This is a genomic window from Sphingomonas panacisoli (assembly GCF_007859635.1).
GTDB lineage: Bacteria > Pseudomonadota > Alphaproteobacteria > Sphingomonadales > Sphingomonadaceae > Sphingomonas > Sphingomonas panacisoli.
The window spans coordinates 213,119-228,077 of sequence record NZ_CP042306.1 but is presented as its reverse complement, the minus strand read 5'-3'; the positions used below and the strand labels follow the sequence as shown (position 1 = coordinate 228,077).

At 66.2% G+C, this 14,959-nt stretch carries 14 protein-coding genes; 10 read left to right on the top strand and 4 right to left on the bottom strand.

Features of this window, described 5'->3' with window-relative positions:
- Positions 1 to 168: 168 nt before the first annotated feature.
- The 3 genes from ribB to FPZ24_RS01110 are packed head-to-tail and all read left to right on the top strand — an operon-like array spanning position 169 to position 2,440.
- A complete protein-coding gene (gene ribB / locus FPZ24_RS01120) occupies positions 169 to 1,452 on the top strand; it encodes a 3,4-dihydroxy-2-butanone-4-phosphate synthase (RefSeq protein ID WP_146569331.1) in 1,284 nt (427 codons plus the stop codon).
- Positions 1,452 to 1,871: a 6,7-dimethyl-8-ribityllumazine synthase gene (ribH, locus tag FPZ24_RS01115; RefSeq protein ID WP_146569330.1), complete on the top strand. Its 420-nt coding sequence runs from the start codon at positions 1,452 to 1,454 to the stop codon at positions 1,869 to 1,871. The genes ribB and ribH overlap by 1 nt, the downstream gene beginning before the upstream one ends.
- Entirely contained in the window at positions 1,871 to 2,440 is a 570-nt protein-coding gene (locus FPZ24_RS01110; RefSeq protein ID WP_146569329.1) for a hypothetical protein, read from the top strand. Before ribH ends, FPZ24_RS01110 begins: the two co-directional genes overlap by 1 nt.
- Here FPZ24_RS01110 and FPZ24_RS01105 read toward each other — a convergent pair.
- Entirely contained in the window at positions 2,433 to 3,083 is a 651-nt protein-coding gene (locus tag FPZ24_RS01105; RefSeq protein ID WP_186728959.1) for a TMEM175 family protein, read from the bottom strand. The genes FPZ24_RS01110 and FPZ24_RS01105 overlap by 8 nt on opposite strands.
- 97 nt (positions 3,084 to 3,180) lie before the next feature.
- Here FPZ24_RS01105 and acs point away from each other — a divergent pair, with 97 nt between their 5' ends.
- Both acs and FPZ24_RS01095 read left to right on the top strand, forming a co-directional pair.
- Positions 3,181 to 5,118: an acetate--CoA ligase gene (gene acs, locus FPZ24_RS01100; protein WP_146569327.1), complete on the top strand. Its 1,938-nt coding sequence runs from the start codon at positions 3,181 to 3,183 to the stop codon at positions 5,116 to 5,118.
- A complete protein-coding gene (locus FPZ24_RS01095) occupies positions 5,115 to 6,083 on the top strand; it encodes an NADPH:quinone oxidoreductase family protein (protein ID WP_146569326.1) in 969 nt (322 codons plus the stop codon). The genes acs and FPZ24_RS01095 overlap by 4 nt, the downstream gene beginning before the upstream one ends.
- Here the strand turns inward: FPZ24_RS01095 and FPZ24_RS01090 are convergent.
- Positions 6,080 to 6,772 (bottom strand): Crp/Fnr family transcriptional regulator, encoded by a 693-nt coding sequence (locus FPZ24_RS01090; RefSeq protein WP_186728957.1) that lies wholly within the window; start codon positions 6,770 to 6,772, stop codon positions 6,080 to 6,082. The genes FPZ24_RS01095 and FPZ24_RS01090 overlap by 4 nt on opposite strands.
- A 36-nt stretch (positions 6,773 to 6,808) precedes the next feature.
- On the opposite strand from FPZ24_RS01090, the gene FPZ24_RS01085 reads away from it, so the two are divergent.
- Positions 6,809 to 7,633, top strand: a complete 825-nt coding sequence (locus tag FPZ24_RS01085) for a TauD/TfdA dioxygenase family protein (RefSeq protein ID WP_146569324.1) — start codon at positions 6,809 to 6,811, stop codon at positions 7,631 to 7,633.
- A gap of 48 nt (positions 7,634 to 7,681) precedes the next feature.
- Complete coding sequence (locus FPZ24_RS01080; protein WP_186728956.1) at positions 7,682 to 9,232, top strand: N-acyl-D-amino-acid deacylase family protein; 1,551 nt, start codon at positions 7,682 to 7,684, stop codon at positions 9,230 to 9,232.
- A gap of 159 nt (positions 9,233 to 9,391) precedes the next feature.
- Here the strand turns inward: FPZ24_RS01080 and gor are convergent, their stop codons facing one another.
- Positions 9,392 to 10,738, bottom strand: coding sequence for a glutathione-disulfide reductase (gor, locus tag FPZ24_RS01075; RefSeq protein ID WP_146569322.1), 1,347 nt, complete (start codon positions 10,736 to 10,738; stop codon positions 9,392 to 9,394).
- Positions 10,739 to 10,830: 92 nt separating this feature from the next.
- Complete coding sequence (pgi, locus tag FPZ24_RS01070; RefSeq protein ID WP_146569321.1) at positions 10,831 to 12,321, bottom strand: glucose-6-phosphate isomerase; 1,491 nt, start codon at positions 12,319 to 12,321, stop codon at positions 10,831 to 10,833.
- 143 nt (positions 12,322 to 12,464) lie between these two features.
- Here pgi and lepB point away from each other — a divergent pair, with 143 nt between their 5' ends.
- Genes lepB through era form a run of 3 tightly spaced genes read left to right on the top strand, consistent with a single transcriptional unit; the run spans position 12,465 to position 14,904 of the window.
- On the top strand, positions 12,465 to 13,346 hold the full coding sequence (lepB, locus tag FPZ24_RS01065; RefSeq protein ID WP_240047672.1) for a signal peptidase I: 882 nt from the start codon (positions 12,465 to 12,467) through the stop codon (positions 13,344 to 13,346).
- Positions 13,346 to 14,014, top strand: a complete 669-nt coding sequence (gene rnc / locus FPZ24_RS01060; protein WP_146569319.1) for a ribonuclease III — start codon at positions 13,346 to 13,348, stop codon at positions 14,012 to 14,014. The genes lepB and rnc overlap by 1 nt, the downstream gene beginning before the upstream one ends.
- A complete protein-coding gene (gene era / locus FPZ24_RS01055) occupies positions 14,011 to 14,904 on the top strand; it encodes a GTPase Era (RefSeq protein ID WP_146569318.1) in 894 nt (297 codons plus the stop codon). Before rnc ends, era begins: the two co-directional genes overlap by 4 nt.
- Positions 14,905 to 14,959 lie beyond the last annotated feature (55 nt).

The window sequence follows — 14,959 nt, the reverse complement described above, 5'->3', positions numbered from 1 at the left end:
ATCTCGCCATGGGCAGCATGCTGATCGACGACATCACACGGAAAAACGAATACCCGGCATCACATTACCGCAGAACAACCTCGCCAGTGTCAACTTCGTGTCAACTTAGCCCGGCCAATGTGAAAATACGTTGGACTCATCACATTACAGTGTGATATCCGCCGACTCATGAGCACGATGCTGATCGATCGCGTCCGCGATCTCGTCGCCTCGGGCGGGATTTCCCGCTCCGGGCTCGCCCGCGCCGCGGGCCTCCACGCCAATTCGCTGCGCAGCCTCGACGAGCAGGAATGGAATCCCACCGCGGACACGCTCAAGAAGCTCGAACATTATCTGACACAGCGCGAAAAACGCCCCGCGCTCGTCCCGATCGAAGAGATCATCGAGGAGGCGCGCAACGGCCGCATGTTCATCCTGGTCGACGACGAGGACCGCGAGAATGAAGGCGACTTGATCGTCCCGGCGCAGATGGCGACGCCCGACGCGATCAACTTCATGGCGAAGCACGGCCGCGGGTTGATCTGTCTGGCGATGACCAAGGATCGCATCGACCAGCTCGGGCTCGACCTGATGAGCCGCCACAACGGTACGCGGCACGAAACCGCCTTTACCGTGTCGATCGAGGCGCGCGAGGGCGTCACCACCGGCATCTCCGCGCACGACCGCGCGCGCACCGTCTCGGTCGCGATCGACGCGGCGAAGCACCGCCAGGATATCGTGACGCCCGGCCACGTCTTCCCGCTGGTCGCGCGCGATGGCGGCGTGCTGGTCCGCGCCGGACATACCGAGGCCGCGGTCGACGTGTCACGGCTGGCGGGACTTAATCCCTCCGGTGTGATCTGCGAGATCATGAAAGACGACGGCACGATGGCGCGGATGGACGATTTGATCGCCTTCGCCGAGACTCACCGGTTGAAGATCGGCACGATCCGCGACCTGATCGCCTATCGCCGCCAGCACGACCACCTCGTCGAACGCCGCGCCGAAGCGAAGTTCGCGAGCCGCTGGGGCGGGGATTGGCTAGCCCGCACCTATTTCAACAAGGCGACCGGCACCGAGCAGATTGCACTGATCAAGGGCCGGATCGACCCCGACAAGCCGACCCTCGTCCGGATGCACGCGATGAACGTCTTCACCGACATGTTCGGCGAAGGCGGGGCGCGCGGCGACTTGCTCGCGCGGTCGATGGAATTGATCGGCGAGGCCGGATCGGGCGTGGTCGTCCTGCTGTCGCCGAGCGGCGCGGGCGGGTTCAGCCAGGCGCTCGAACGCAAGGCGGGCGGTCCGCCGGGCGACGAGATCCGCGATTACGGCGTGGGCGCGCAGATCCTGACCGAGTTGGGCGTCGAGGACATGATCCTGCTGACCAACACGCACCACACGCTCGTGGCACTCGACGGCTACGGCCTGTCGATCGTCGGCGAGCGCGCGATCACCGGAGGGACCAACTGATGGCCCACGTCCTGATCGTCGAAGCGCGGTTCTACGACCATCTCAACGACATGCTGCTCGCCGGCGCCCGCGCCGCGATCGAGGCGGCGGGGCACAGCCACGAGACCGTCACCGTCCCCGGTGCGCTCGAAGCTCCCGGCGCGATCGCCCTGGCGATGGAGACCGACCGCTACGACGCCTATGTCGCGCTCGGCGTCGTGATCCGCGGCGAGACCTATCATTTCGAGATCGTGTCGAACGAAAGCGCGCGCGGAATCATGGCGCTGACCATGGACGGCATCGCGATCGGCAACGGGATCCTGACCACCGAGAACGAAGCGCAGGCGATCTATCGCGCCGACCCCGCGCAGGCGGACAAGGGCGGCGGCGCGGCCAAGGCGGCGCTGGCGATGCTCGACCTGAAGCAGCGCTTCGGCTGATGAAGCTGGAGGCGCCGCCGTCGCGTTACCGCGTGGTCGAGCGCGGCGGCCGGCTGGTGGTGCTCGATTCGGTCGCGGGCGGGACGCCGTTGAAGGCGAAGGAGTTGCTGCCCGCAGCGACCGACGACGTCGACGCGCCATCGTTTCGGCCTCCCATGGAGAGTGACGACCAGCGAATCGGCACAGCGCAGGAGTTTCTCCTCCAGGCGCTGGCGTCGCGCCAAGCGGGCTATACCGCGAGCCAGTCGCCGATCGCCCAGCCCCCGGGCTTGCTCCGCAACGTCGCGGCGACGATATGCAGCGACAAGCGCGACGGCGATGGCCGGTTGCTGTGGACGACCGCACGCTGGTTCGACGCCAAGGGCCCGCGCACGATCGCGCTGTCGGCAAAGGCCGAGCCCCAACTCGGGTTCGCTACTTTGATGCTGCTCGCCGCCGCCTTTTTCGCGGTCATCCTGATCGTCGCGGTGGGCTTCGTCGCCTTCATCATGCTGTTCGTGGTCGGCTCGTTCCTCCGCCAGGCCAAGCCGGCATCGACCGCCTGGATCGACAGGCTCGCCGCTAGCTAGCCGCGGCGGGCCGCCGCAAACGCTGCAGCAACAGCCGCCAGAAGACGATCGAAAACAGCCCGACCTGCGCCACCCAGGGCTGGAAATAGGCGATGACGATCGACGTCGCCGCGCCTAGGATGACCGACCAGCCGCGGACCTTGATCGTCGCGATCCGCTCGGGGTCGATGCCGTCCTTCACGATGCCCGGCGACACGGCGATGCTGTTGTTCCACAGGTTGAAGATCGCGACGATCGTCAGCCAGATGCAATAGACCATCGTCGGCACGCGATTGCCGACATTCTCGCTCATGAACGCGGTGAAGAACGGCATCGCCGCGACCGAACTCAGCAAGCACAGATTGGGCAGGCCGAGCCGCGGCGACCAATGCTGCGCGCAATCGAACGATCGATGGTGCCCGCCCCAGAACGCCCCGATCACGAAGAACGACACGAAGAAGCCGATGAAATTGGGCGTCAGATTGGCGAGCGCCTGAACGAAGTCCACGTCGGGCGCCCCGAACTTCAGGATCGGCGCATGGAGTTCGACCCCGAGCAGCGTGATGGAGATCGCGAACACCGCGTCGGAAAAGAATACCAGCCGTTCCAGCGCATGCGCCGGCGCGCCGTGGTGCATAGACTGATCGGTCGTCGCGTCACTCATGCTTGCCCCCTTAAGCCGAACTTCATGCTGCCCGCATCGCCGCCGCTTGCCAAGCGCCCTCGCCTTTCGCCACAAGGGACCGTCGAGGGAGAGCCACATGTCCGACCAGAGCGTCTATCCGGTCCCACCCGAATGGGCGAAGCGCGCGAAGGTCAATCGTGCGGGATATGAGAAGCTCTACGGCCGCAGTCTGGCCGATCCCGGCAGCTTCTGGCTCGAACAGGCACGCCGGCTTGACTGGATCAAGCGGCCGGAGATCGCCGGCGACTGGTCGTTCGACAAGGCTGACTTCCACATTTCCTGGTTCGCCGACGGCAAGCTCAACGTCGCGGCCAACTGCCTCGACCGGCACCTCGCGGCGAACGGCGACAAGGTCGCGATCATCTGGGAACCCGACGATCCCGCCGAACAACCGCGCCGGATCACCTATCGCCAGCTTCACGCCGACGTCTGCAAGTTCGCCAACGCGCTGAAGGAGCGCGGCGTCGCGAAGGGCGACCGCGTCACGATCTACCTACCGATGATCCCCGAAGCTGCAGTCGCGCTACTCGCGTGCGCGCGGGTCGGGGCGATCCATTCGGTCGTATTCGGCGGTTTCTCGCCCGAAGCGCTGGCGGGACGCGTCGAGGATTGCGGATCGACCATCGTCATCACCGCCGACGAAGGCCGGCGCGGCGGCAAGAAGGTCCCGCTCAAGGCCAATGTCGATGCCGCACGCAAGCTGGCACCGGGGCTCGATCAGGTGATCGTCGTGAAGGCGACCGGCGGCGCCGTCGCCATGGGCGATGGCGACCATTGGTATCACGACCTGCTGGCAACCGCGGAGCCCGAATGCCGTCCGGAGCCGATGAACGCCGAAGACCCGCTGTTCATCCTCTACACGTCTGGCTCGACCGGCAAGCCCAAGGGCGTGCTCCACACCACCGGCGGCTATCTCGTCTGGGTCAGCCTCAGCCACGAACTGACCTTCGATTACCGCCCGGGCCAGATCTATTGGTGCGCCGCCGACATCGGCTGGGTCACCGGACACAGCTACATCCTGTACGGCCCGCTATCGAACGGCGGCACGACGTTGATGTTCGAAGGCGTCCCCAACTGGCCCGACGCCAGCCGCATCTGGCAAGTCTGCGACCGCCACGGCGTCGAAATCCTCTATACCGCGCCCACCGCTTTGCGCGCGCTGATGAAGGAAGGCGACGAGTTCGTCACCCGCACCAGCCGCTCGACGCTCAGGCTGCTCGGCACGGTCGGCGAGCCGATCAACCCGGAGGCGTGGCGCTGGTATCACGACGTCGTGGGCGAGGGCCGCTGCCCGATCGTCGATACCTGGTGGCAGACCGAGACGGGGGGGCATATGATCACGCCCCTGCCCGGCGCGACCGACCTGAAGCCTGGCAGCGCGACCTTGCCGTTCCCCGGCATCGACCCGCAGATCGTCGATGGCGAGGGCGCGGTCCAGACCGGCGCGACCGAAGGCAACCTGGTCATCGCCCGCAGCTGGCCCGGCCAGATGCGCACCGTGTGGGGCGACCACGACCGCTTCTTCCAGACCTATTTCACCACCTATCCCGGCAAATATTTCACCGGCGACGGCTGTCGTCGCGATGAAGACGGCTATTATTGGATCACCGGCCGCGTCGACGACGTGATCAACGTATCGGGCCACCGCATGGGCACCGCCGAGGTCGAGAGCGCGCTGGTTCTCCACCACGCCGTCGCCGAGGCCGCGGTGGTCGGCTTCCCGCACGACATCAAAGGCCAGGGCATCTACGCCTATGTCACGCTGAACGCCGACGAGACGCCATCCGACGACCTGCGCAAGGAGCTGGTCGCCTGGGTTCGCACCGAAATCGGGCCGATCGCGACCCCCGACGCGATCCAGTTCGCGCCGGGCCTGCCCAAGACGCGCAGCGGCAAGATCATGCGCCGCATCCTGCGCAAGATCGCCGAGGGCGACGTGTCGAGCCTGGGCGATACGAGCACGCTCGCCGATCCGGCGGTGGTCGACGATCTGGTCGCGAACCGGGTGGGGTGAAAGCGCTCGTCGTCTCGTCGCTGGCGCCCGACTTCGCCGGCTGCGCGCTGGCGGACGTCTCCGATCCGATGCGGCGACCCGGCCAAGTGTTGGTCCGCGTGCGCGCGGCGTCGCTCAACTTTCCCGACCTGCTGATGACCGAGGGCAAGTATCAGCTCAAACCCGATCTGCCGTTCGTGCCGGGCATGGAAGTGGCGGGCGAGGTGGTGGAAGCCGACGCCGATAGCGGTTTCTCAGAAGGGGTCGCAGTGGTCGCGGGTACGCGGCTCGGCGGGTTCGCCGAATTGGTCACGGTCGATGCCCGGAGCGTCCGCGCCAAGCCCGCGAACCTCGACTTCGCGCACGCGGCGAGCGTCGGTGCGGCGTATAACACCGCCTATGTGTCGCTGGTCCGGTTGGCTGATGTGCAGCCGGGCGAGTGGGTCGTGGTCCATGGCGCCACCGGCGGCGTGGGGCTGGCCGCGGTCGATCTCGCCAAGGCGCTCGGTGCACGCGTGATCGCGACGTCGCGGTCCGCGGAGAAGCTTGCAGTCATAGCCGACGAATACGCCACCGACGCAACGCTGACGGCGCCCGGTTTTCGCGAGGCCGTCAAGGAACTGACCGGCGGCGGCGCGGACGTGATCTACGACCCGGTCGGCGGCGACGTATTCGACGAAAGCACGCGCTGCATCGCATTCGGCGGGCGGCTGCTGGTGGTCGGCTTCACCTCGGGTCGGATCGCGACCGTCGCGACCAACATTCCGCTGATCAAGGGATTCTCGGTCATCGGCGTCCGCGCCGGCGAATATGGCCGGCGGTTTCCCGACAAGGGTCGCGAGAACCAGGATGCAATCTGGACACTGGCGTCGGCGGGCAAGATCCACCCGCGCGTCGATGCCCGCTATCCGCTGGCCGACTGGCGCACCGCGTTCGAAGCGATGCGCGACAGCCGCATGGTCGGCAAGATCGTGATCGAGCCTTAAAGGCCCGCGAACGAGCGCAGTGCCGCGATGTTGGTGACCAGCACCGACCGGTACAGCGGTACGACCCACTCCCTTTCAGCCAGCGCCAGGATATGCCCGCTCGCCGACTTGCGGCTGAGCCCGCACATTTCGGCGACGTCGGCCTGGGTGGCGGCGACCACGCCTTCATGGTCGGCGAGCTGCGCCAGTCGCGCCGCGATGCGCTGGCGCGGGGTCAGGCACAGGTTGAGCGCCGCCGCATGCACTGCCGCGTCCAACTGATCGTATAGCAACGCGATCACCGCCGCCCATGCGCCCGGCGCCTGTTCGGCGATCCGCGGCAGCGCGATGTCGGGAACGAGCAGCACATGGCCCGCGCGCTGCGCCGACGCGGTGACGATCCGCCGCCCACCGCCGAACCGTCGCGACTGACCGATCGCCTGCCCTGCGCCGATCAGGCCGAGCAACACGCCGCGATCCCTGCCCGCGCTGACCTCCAGCCGCAGCACGCCGTCGACCACCAGGCACAGGCCGGGTTCCTCGTCGCCCTCGCTATAAATCCACTGCCCCTCGTCGAGCGCGCGCACCCGCCCCGCCGCGACCAGCGCGTCGGCCAGCGCCGGATCGAGCCCGCCGAACCATCGACCACGCTTCAAGGCCGCCATCACGTCCATCGCGCAATTGCTACGATCGTAGCATTCGTTCCGCAAGCGACTCGCTAATCATCGGCGCAAAGGAGAGGGCCAATGCATATTCAGCCGATCGCCGATCAGTGCGGCGCCGAAGCCAGTGGGATCGATCTCAAGACGCTCGACCAGTCCGGGATCGACGCGCTGAAGACCGCCGTCGCCGAGCGCGGCGTGTTGTTCGTCCGCGACCAGGAACTGACGCCCGAGGATCACATCGCCTTCGCGCGGCGCTGGGGCGACATCGACATCAACAACTACTTCCCGGCGAACGGCGGCCACCCGGAGATCGCCGAAGTCCGCAAGGCCGAGGCGCAGACGACCAATATCGGCGGCGGCTGGCATACCGATCACAGCTATGACCAGGTGCCCGCGATGGGATCGATCCTGCTCGCGCGCGAGACCCCGCCGACCGGCGGCGACACGTTGTTCGCGAGCCTTGGGGCGGCGTACGATTCGCTGTCCGACGGGCTCAAGGGGACGCTGGCGACCTTGCGCGCTGTCCACTCCGCCGATCACATCTACGGGGCGGACGGCGTCTACGCGAAGACCGACCAAGGCGCCGACCTGAAGGGCCACGACGTCCACGCCAATGCGGTTCACCCAGCAGTGATCCGTCACCCGGTGACGGGCCGCAAGATCCTGTACGTCAACCCGGCTTTCACGCTGCACTTCGAAGGCTGGACGCGCGAGGAAAGCATGCCGCTGCTCGCCTACCTCTATTCGGTCGCGATGCGCCCCGAATTTCAATGCCGCCTGCAATGGGCGCCGGGATCGCTCGCGGTGTGGGACAATCGATCGACCTGGCATTGCGCGATGAACGACTATCATGGGCATCGCCGGCTGATGCACCGGATCACGATTTCGGGGGTGCCATTGAACTAGGCCGAGCGCTGCTGTTAGCCTGTCCCCGCACGATCGAGGGGAATGGCGATGGCCCGGCAATTGACACGGCGACAGATGGTCGGCGGCACCGTGGCGGCGGGGGCGCTGGCGAGATGGTCGCCGGGCCTCGCCCAGCAATCCGCGCCGATGACCCTATTCAAGGAAGTGATGCTGGTCGATGGCACCGGAGCACCGAGCCGGCTCGCCAACGTCCTCGTGTCGGGCGATCGCATTGCCGATGTCACGGAGCCGACCGGGCGCCGGATTGCGGCGGGCGCGGCGCGCACCGTCGCCGGCGAAGGTCGCGTGCTCGCACCGGGCTTTATCGACATGCACAGCCATGGCGATCCGCTGGAGGATTCGTACGAGAGCTTCCTTGCGATGGGCGTGACCACGATCACGCTCGGCCAGGACGGTGACGGGCCGCGGATCGGCAAGGACCTCGACCCGAGGAGCTGGATGGCGGCGGTCGACCGCGCCGCGATCGATCTTAACGTCGCGCTGCTCGCCAGCCACGGCACGCTGCGCCGCGCCGCGGGCGTACCCGACTCTGTCCGCAGGCCCGACGCCGACGGACTCGCGCGGATGGCGGCGCAGCTCGAGTCCGAACTGCGCGCGGGTGCGTTCGGCCTGTCCTACGGCCTCGAATATGTTCCCGGCATCTATTCCTCCGCGCCCGAGCTCGCCAATCTCGGCCGTGTCGTCGCGCGTCACAGCGGCGTCGTCATGAGCCATATGCGGTCGGAGAATGACGACGAGATCGAGGCGTCGATCGACGAGCTGGTATCCACTTCGCTCCCCGCCCGCCCGCACATCTCGCACCTCAAGGTCGTGTTCGGCAAAGGCGCGGGGCGCGCGCAGCAACTGATCGATTTCCTCGAGACGAAGCGGCGCCAGGGAGTCGATTTGACCGCCGACGAATATCCCTACGAGGCTGGCTATACCGGTATTGCGATCCTGTTTCCGCAATGGGCGTTGCCGCCGACCGACTATGCCGGCGTGATCGCCTCACGCCGCCAGGAATTGCGTGACTATCTGATCGCGCGGATGACGCGGCGCGGCGGACCCGAAGCACTGCTGATCGGCACGCCGCCATACGCCGGCAAAACATTGGCGCAGGCAGCGCAGGAAACGGGGCTGCATTATGCCGACTTGCTGATCAAGCTTGGCCCCGACGGTGGATCGGGAGCGCACTTCACGATGAACAAGGTGCTGCAGGACGCTTTGCTGCGCTACAAACAGGTGGCGTTTTCAACCGATGGCGGCCCCGGCATGCGCCATCCGCGCGCGACCGGTACCTACGCCAAACTGGTCGAGGAATATGTCGTGCGCGACAAGGTGTTGACGGTCGAGGAGATGGTGCGCAAGGCAACCGGTTTCCCCGCTGCGATCCTACGCCTGCCCGACCGAGGCGTGATCCGGAAAGGTGCGAAGGCGGACCTCGTGCTGTTCGACCCGGCAAAGGTCAAAGCGCGCTCGACCTATGTCGATCCGTTCGCGATGGCGACGGGGTTCGACTTGGTGATGGTCAACGGACGGCCGGCGTTCGAAGACGGCAAGCGTGTCGGCAAGGCCGGGCGGCTGCTGCGGGCGGTATGATAGTTCGCCGGCGCTGAAGTGTCGAAATCGGCGACTAACCGTCAGGCCGCTTGGATTTGGAGCCAAGGCTCAGGATTAGCGCCGCGGCGATGCAGATCACGAAGCCGACGATGCCGGCAATGATACCTAGCTGATGTGTCATGCTGATCCCTCCGCGTGCTACTTCATCAGCACCAATTCCTCCGCCATCGTCGGGTGCAGCGCGACGGTGGCGTCGAAATCGTCCTTGGTCAGCCCGGCTTTCACCGCGACCGCCGCGGCCTGCAGGATTTCCGCGGCTTCGGGACCGATCATGTGGATGCCCAGAATCTTCCCCGTCTCACCGTCGCAGATCATCTTGTAGAGCGCGCGTTCGTTGCGGTTCGCCAACACGTTCTTCATCGGGCGGAAGTCGCTCAGGTACACCTTGACTGATCCATGCTTCATCTTCGCCTGGCTCTCGGTCATGCCGACGCCCGCCATTTGCGGGTGGCTGAACACCGCCGCTGGGATGCAGTTATAGTCGACCCGCGTCGGTTTGTTGCCGAACACGGTGTCCGCGAACGCCTGCCCCTCGCGGATCGCGACGGGAGTCAGCTGGACGCGGTTGGTGACGTCGCCGACCGCATAGATGCTCGGCACGTTGCTGCGACTGTCCTCGTCGACCTTGACCGCGCCCATTTCGGTCAGCTCGATCCCAGCCGCTTCCAGGCCCAGGTTCTCGGTATTCGGCACGCGGCCGGTCGCGAACATCACGCAATCGACCTCGATCGGCTCGTGATTCGACATCGACACTTTCAGGCTGCCGTCGGGCTGCTGTTCGATCCCTTCGAACTTCGCGTTGAAGCGAAAATCGATGCCCTTCATCATGCTGATCTGTAGCAGCCGATCGCGGACCGACTCGTCATAGCCGCGCAGGATCACGTCGGTGCGGTTGATCAAGGTCACCTTCGCGCCGAATTCGTGGAAGATGCCGGCGAACTCATTGGCGATATAGCCCGCGCCGGCGATCAGGATGCGCTTCGGCACGCTGTCGAGGTGGAATGCCTCGTTCGAGGTGATGCCGTATTCGTGTCCCGGACAAGTCGGAATGTGCGGCCGCGCGCCGGTCGCGATCAGGATATATTTGGCGGTGACCTCGCGCCCGCCGGCCAGCTTCAGACTGTTCGGCCCGGTGATCTCGGCATGTTCGTTGATGATCTCGACGCCGTGGCTGTCGAGCGTCGCGGTATAGGCCTTGTTGATCCGGTCGACTTCCTCGAACACGTTCGCGGTCAGCGTCTTCCAGTTGAAGGTGCAGTCCGGTACCTCCCATCCGAAGCGTCGCGCGTCCATCAGGTCCTCGGCGAAATGCGCGCCATAGACGAGCAGCTTCTTCGGCACGCAGCCGCGGATCACGCAGGTGCCGCCGACGCGATATTCCTCCGCCACCGCCACCTTCGCGCCGTGCGCCGCCGCGACCCGCGACGCGCGCGTGCCGCCCGATCCCGCGCCGATGACGAACAGGTCGTAGTCGTAGTCGGTCATTCTATTTCCCTATTCGTCACCCCAGCGAAAGCTGGGGTCTCCCGCAGTATATCTCCGCCCGAGATCCCAGCTTTCGCTGGGATGACGGATCGCTACCCGAACGCCCGCTTCAACAGATCGTTGGTGGAGACATCGAAATCGCCCCCGCCCTTTGCCGCCGCCTTCGCCATTTCCTTGCCGAGTTCGACCCCGAACTGGTCGAACGAGTTGATGCCGAGCAGCACGCCGTTCACGAACACGCGATGCTCGTGATACGCGATCAGCGCACCCAGCGTCCGCGCGTCGAGATCGTCGAGCAGCAACGTCGTCGAGGGCCGATCGCCCGGATAGGCCCGCGCAAGATCGTCGGGGTTGGGCTTGCCCTTCATCAACGCAGCCCCTTGCGCGAACATGCTGGTCAGCAGCGCCTTATGATGGTCCTCGGCCAGCGTGTCGCCGGGTTCGATCACGCCGATGAATTCGAGCGGCACGACGTGCGTTCCCTGGTGCAGCAGCTGGAACACCGCGTGCTGCTGATCGGTGCCGACGCCGCCCCAGGTGATCGCGGCGGTCGGGCGACCGACGGGCTTTCCGTCGAGCGTCGCGCCCTTGCCGTTCGATTCCATCTCGAGCTGCTGGAGGTAGGAGGGAAGCAGCCGCAAGCGTTCGTCGTAACAGAACACGCCGCGCGTCTCGCAATGCAGGACCTGGGTATAGAACAGGTCGGTGAACGCCGCGAGCGCAGGAACGTTCTCGTGCAGCGCCGCCAGCCGGAAGTGCCGGTCCATCTCCGCCGCGCCTTCGAGCAACTCGCTGAACGCGTCCCAGCCCAGCGCGATCGCCGCCGGGAAACCGATCGACGACCACAATGAATAGCGCCCGCCGACCGTGTCCGCGAACGGCAGGACGCGTGTTTCATCGACCCCCCATTCGATCGCCTTGTCGGGGCTCGCGGTCAGCGCGACGACGCGGCCATAGGGATCCTCGACCCCGCCCTCTTGCATCCACGCGATCACGCTGTCGGCGTTCATCATCGTTTCGGTTGTGGTGAACGTCTTCGACGCCACGGCAAGCAAGGTCGCGGTCGGATCGAACCGCTTGAACACTTCTTCCAGCGCCTGGCCGTCGACGTTGGAGACGATCGCGACCTCGTACCGCGTTTCCTCGCGGCCCAGCGCATCGACCAGCAGGTCCGGCCCCAGCGCCGACCCGCCGATCCCGACGTGCAGGATGTTGCGGATCGGGCCCAACGCACCCTGTTCGATCGCGTCGATCAGCGCGCGCATCCGGGCATGGTACCCTTGCGCGACGACGACATCGTCTTTGTTCCCCTCGCCGCGCTCCATCGTGTGCGTGACGGCGCGGTCCTCGGTGGTGTTGATCACTTCGCCCGCGAACAGCGCCTCGCGCTTGCCCGCCAGGTCACACGCCTTGGCGAGCCGTTCGAACGCCTTGATGCCGTCGTCGGTCAAATGCGTCTTCGACCAATCGAAATGGATGCCGGCGACGTCGGCGCTGTATTTCGACAGCCGGTCGGGATCGTCGGCGAAAAGCTGGGTCAGCGGGGTCCGCTTGAGTGCCTCGATCTCGCTCCAGTCGGCCATTCGAACGCTCCTTTTTGACTCGCGATGTCTCAATGGGCGTTCACAACGTCCCGTTCAAGGAACCGGGTCCAGTTACCTCCGCCTTGACCTTACGACACACCATGCGCAAACCCCGCGCCATGACCGACACGCCAGAGGCGCCCATGGTGGCACCGGACCCCATTCCGACTCCCGCCGCGCCCGCACCGGTGACGAAACCCGTGAAGGAAAAGAAGAAGGAGGACTGGCGCGACACGCTGAGCTTCCTGCTGAAGCTCGCGGTGGTCGTATTCATCTTCCGCAGTTTCCTGTTCTCGCCCTTCTCGATCCCGTCGCAATCGATGCTGCCGCGGTTGTACATCGGCGACTATCTGTTCATCTCGAAGTGGAATTACGGCTATTCGCGGCACTCGCTGCCGTGGAGCATTCCGCTGATCCCGGGCCGCATCCTGGCACGGACCCCGACCCGCGGCGACGTCGCGGTGTTCAAAACCCCGGCGGGCAATGGCGAGGATATCATCAAGCGCGTCATCGGCCTGCCCGGCGATACGATCCAGATGCGCGGCGGCCAGTTGATCCTGAACGGCGTCGCCGTGCCCAAGCAGCGTGTCGCCGACTTCGTCATCCCGCTGACCCCGAACTACAACGAAAAGCCCAAGCTCAACCCGATGGAAGAAGCGGACTGCCCCGCCTCCTATGTCACCACAGCGAACGGCGCGCCCGCGTGCAAATATCAGCAGTACAAGGAAACGCTGCCGGGCGGGCCGAGCTATCTGGTGCTCGATCGCGGCCTGCGCGCCGGAGCGGACGATACCGACGTGTTCACCGTGCCGCCCGGTCATGTCTTCATGATGGGCGACAATCGCGACGATTCGGGCGACAGCCGCTTCCCGGTGGCCGAGGGCGGACTCGGCATGGTCCCGATGGAGAATCTGGAGGGCAAGGCGGTCATCACCTTCTGGTCGACCGACGGCAACGCGCAGTGGTTGCTGCCCTGGACCTGGTTCACCGCCGCGCGCTGGAGCCGGATGGGGCAAGCGTTCTGATGAGCGACACCCTCGCCGCGTGGCTTGGCGAGACCTTCGATCACCAGCCCAACGACCTCGCCGGGTTCGCGCGTGCGCTGACGCACGGCAGCCAGGCGGCGGATAATTACGAGCGGCTCGAATTTCTCGGCGACCGCGTGCTCGGGCTGGCGATGGCCGAATGGCTGTACGAACTGTTCCCCGACGAGCCCGAGGGTGGCCTGTCGAAACGGCTCAACGCGCTGGTGACGGGTGCGGTGTGCGCCGACGTCGCGCGCGGGATCGGCGTGCAGCCGCACCTCCGCCTCGGCAAGCAGGCGCGCGACGACGGCGCGAGCGACAGCGACAACGTGCTGGGCGACGTGATGGAAGCGCTGATCGGCGCGCTGTACCTCGACGGCGGCTACGCTCCGGCGCAAGCGTTCGTTCGCTCCGCATGGCGCGACCGCGTCCATGCGGCCGCCCGCGCGCCGCAACACCCCAAGTCCGCGCTTCAGGAATGGGCCGCCGCGCACAATCGCAAGACCCCGCACTACGAAGTCACCGATCGCTCCGGCCCGCAACACGCGCCGCGCTTCACGGTGCGTGTCAGCCTGGGCGGGTTCGCCGAGGCCGAGGCGACGGGCACGAGCAAACAGGAAGCGGAGACCGCGGCGGCGGCAGCATTGCTCGCGCAGGTGGGAGCATGACCCAGCATTGCGGCCTCGTCGCCGTGCTCGGCGCGCCAAATGCGGGGAAGTCGACGCTCGTGAATGCGCTGGTCGGGCAGAAGGTCGCGATCGTCAGTCCCAAGGCGCAGACGACGCGCACGCGGCTGCTCGGCGTCGCGATCGAGGGTGAGACACAGCTGCTGCTGGTCGACACGCCCGGCATCTTCGCGCCGCAACGGCGCCTAGACCGCGCGATGGTGGCCGCGGCCTGGGGCGGGACCGAGGGCGCGGACGTGATCGCGCTGGTGGTCGATGCCAAGGGCGGGCTCGGCCCCAAGGTCATGCCGATCGCCGAGAGCATCGCGGGACGGCCCGAGCGCAAGTTCCTGATCCTCAACAAGGTCGATCTCGCGGACAAGGCCAAGCTGCTGGTCCATGCCGAGCGGCTGAACGCCGCGGTCGCGTTCGACGAGACCTTCTTCGTGTCGGCGGAAACCGGCGACGGCCTGCCCGAGCTGAAGAAGGCGCTGGCGTCCAACATGCCCGAGGGGCCGTGGCATTTCCCCGAGGACCAGGTGTCGGACGCGACCGAGCGCGCGCTGGCCGCCGAGGTGACGCGCGAGCAGCTCTACCTCCAGCTGCACGCCGAACTGCCCTATGCCAGCGCGGTCGAGACCGAGAAGTTCGACGAGCGCGCCGACGGATCGGTCGAGATCCACCAGCAGATCCTGGTCGCCCGCCCGACCCAGCGCGCGATCGTGCTGGGCAAGGGCGGCACGCGGATCAAGGAGATCGGCGCGCGGGCCCGGGCGCAGCTTCGCGAACTGCTCGACCGACCCGTGCACCTCTACCTTCACGTGAAGGTGAAGGCCGATTGGGACGAGGACCGCGAGGTATTCAAGGACATCGGGCTGGACTGGGTCGAGTGACTGCTCCGCGCCGCTAAGTTGACACCAGGGTGACACTAGCGACGTCGATCGCGGG

Coding starts and splice junctions, on each gene's coding strand:
- ribB (WP_146569331.1), top strand. CDS start 169: ATGAGCACGATGCTGATCGATCGCGTCCGCGATCTCGTCGCCTCGGGC.
- ribH (WP_146569330.1), top strand. CDS start 1,452: ATGGCCCACGTCCTGATCGTCGAAGCGCGGTTCTACGACCATCTCAAC.
- FPZ24_RS01110 (WP_146569329.1), top strand. CDS start 1,871: ATGAAGCTGGAGGCGCCGCCGTCGCGTTACCGCGTGGTCGAGCGCGGC.
- FPZ24_RS01105 (WP_186728959.1), bottom strand. CDS start 3,083: ATGAGTGACGCGACGACCGATCAGTCTATGCACCACGGCGCGCCGGCG.
- acs (WP_146569327.1), top strand. CDS start 3,181: ATGTCCGACCAGAGCGTCTATCCGGTCCCACCCGAATGGGCGAAGCGC.
- FPZ24_RS01085 (WP_146569324.1), top strand. CDS start 6,809: ATGCATATTCAGCCGATCGCCGATCAGTGCGGCGCCGAAGCCAGTGGG.
- FPZ24_RS01080 (WP_186728956.1), top strand. CDS start 7,682: ATGGCCCGGCAATTGACACGGCGACAGATGGTCGGCGGCACCGTGGCG.
- gor (WP_146569322.1), bottom strand. CDS start 10,738: ATGACCGACTACGACTACGACCTGTTCGTCATCGGCGCGGGATCGGGC.
- pgi (WP_146569321.1), bottom strand. CDS start 12,321: ATGGCCGACTGGAGCGAGATCGAGGCACTCAAGCGGACCCCGCTGACC.
- lepB (WP_240047672.1), top strand. CDS start 12,465: ATGGTGGCACCGGACCCCATTCCGACTCCCGCCGCGCCCGCACCGGTG.
- rnc (WP_146569319.1), top strand. CDS start 13,346: ATGAGCGACACCCTCGCCGCGTGGCTTGGCGAGACCTTCGATCACCAG.
- era (WP_146569318.1), top strand. CDS start 14,011: ATGACCCAGCATTGCGGCCTCGTCGCCGTGCTCGGCGCGCCAAATGCG.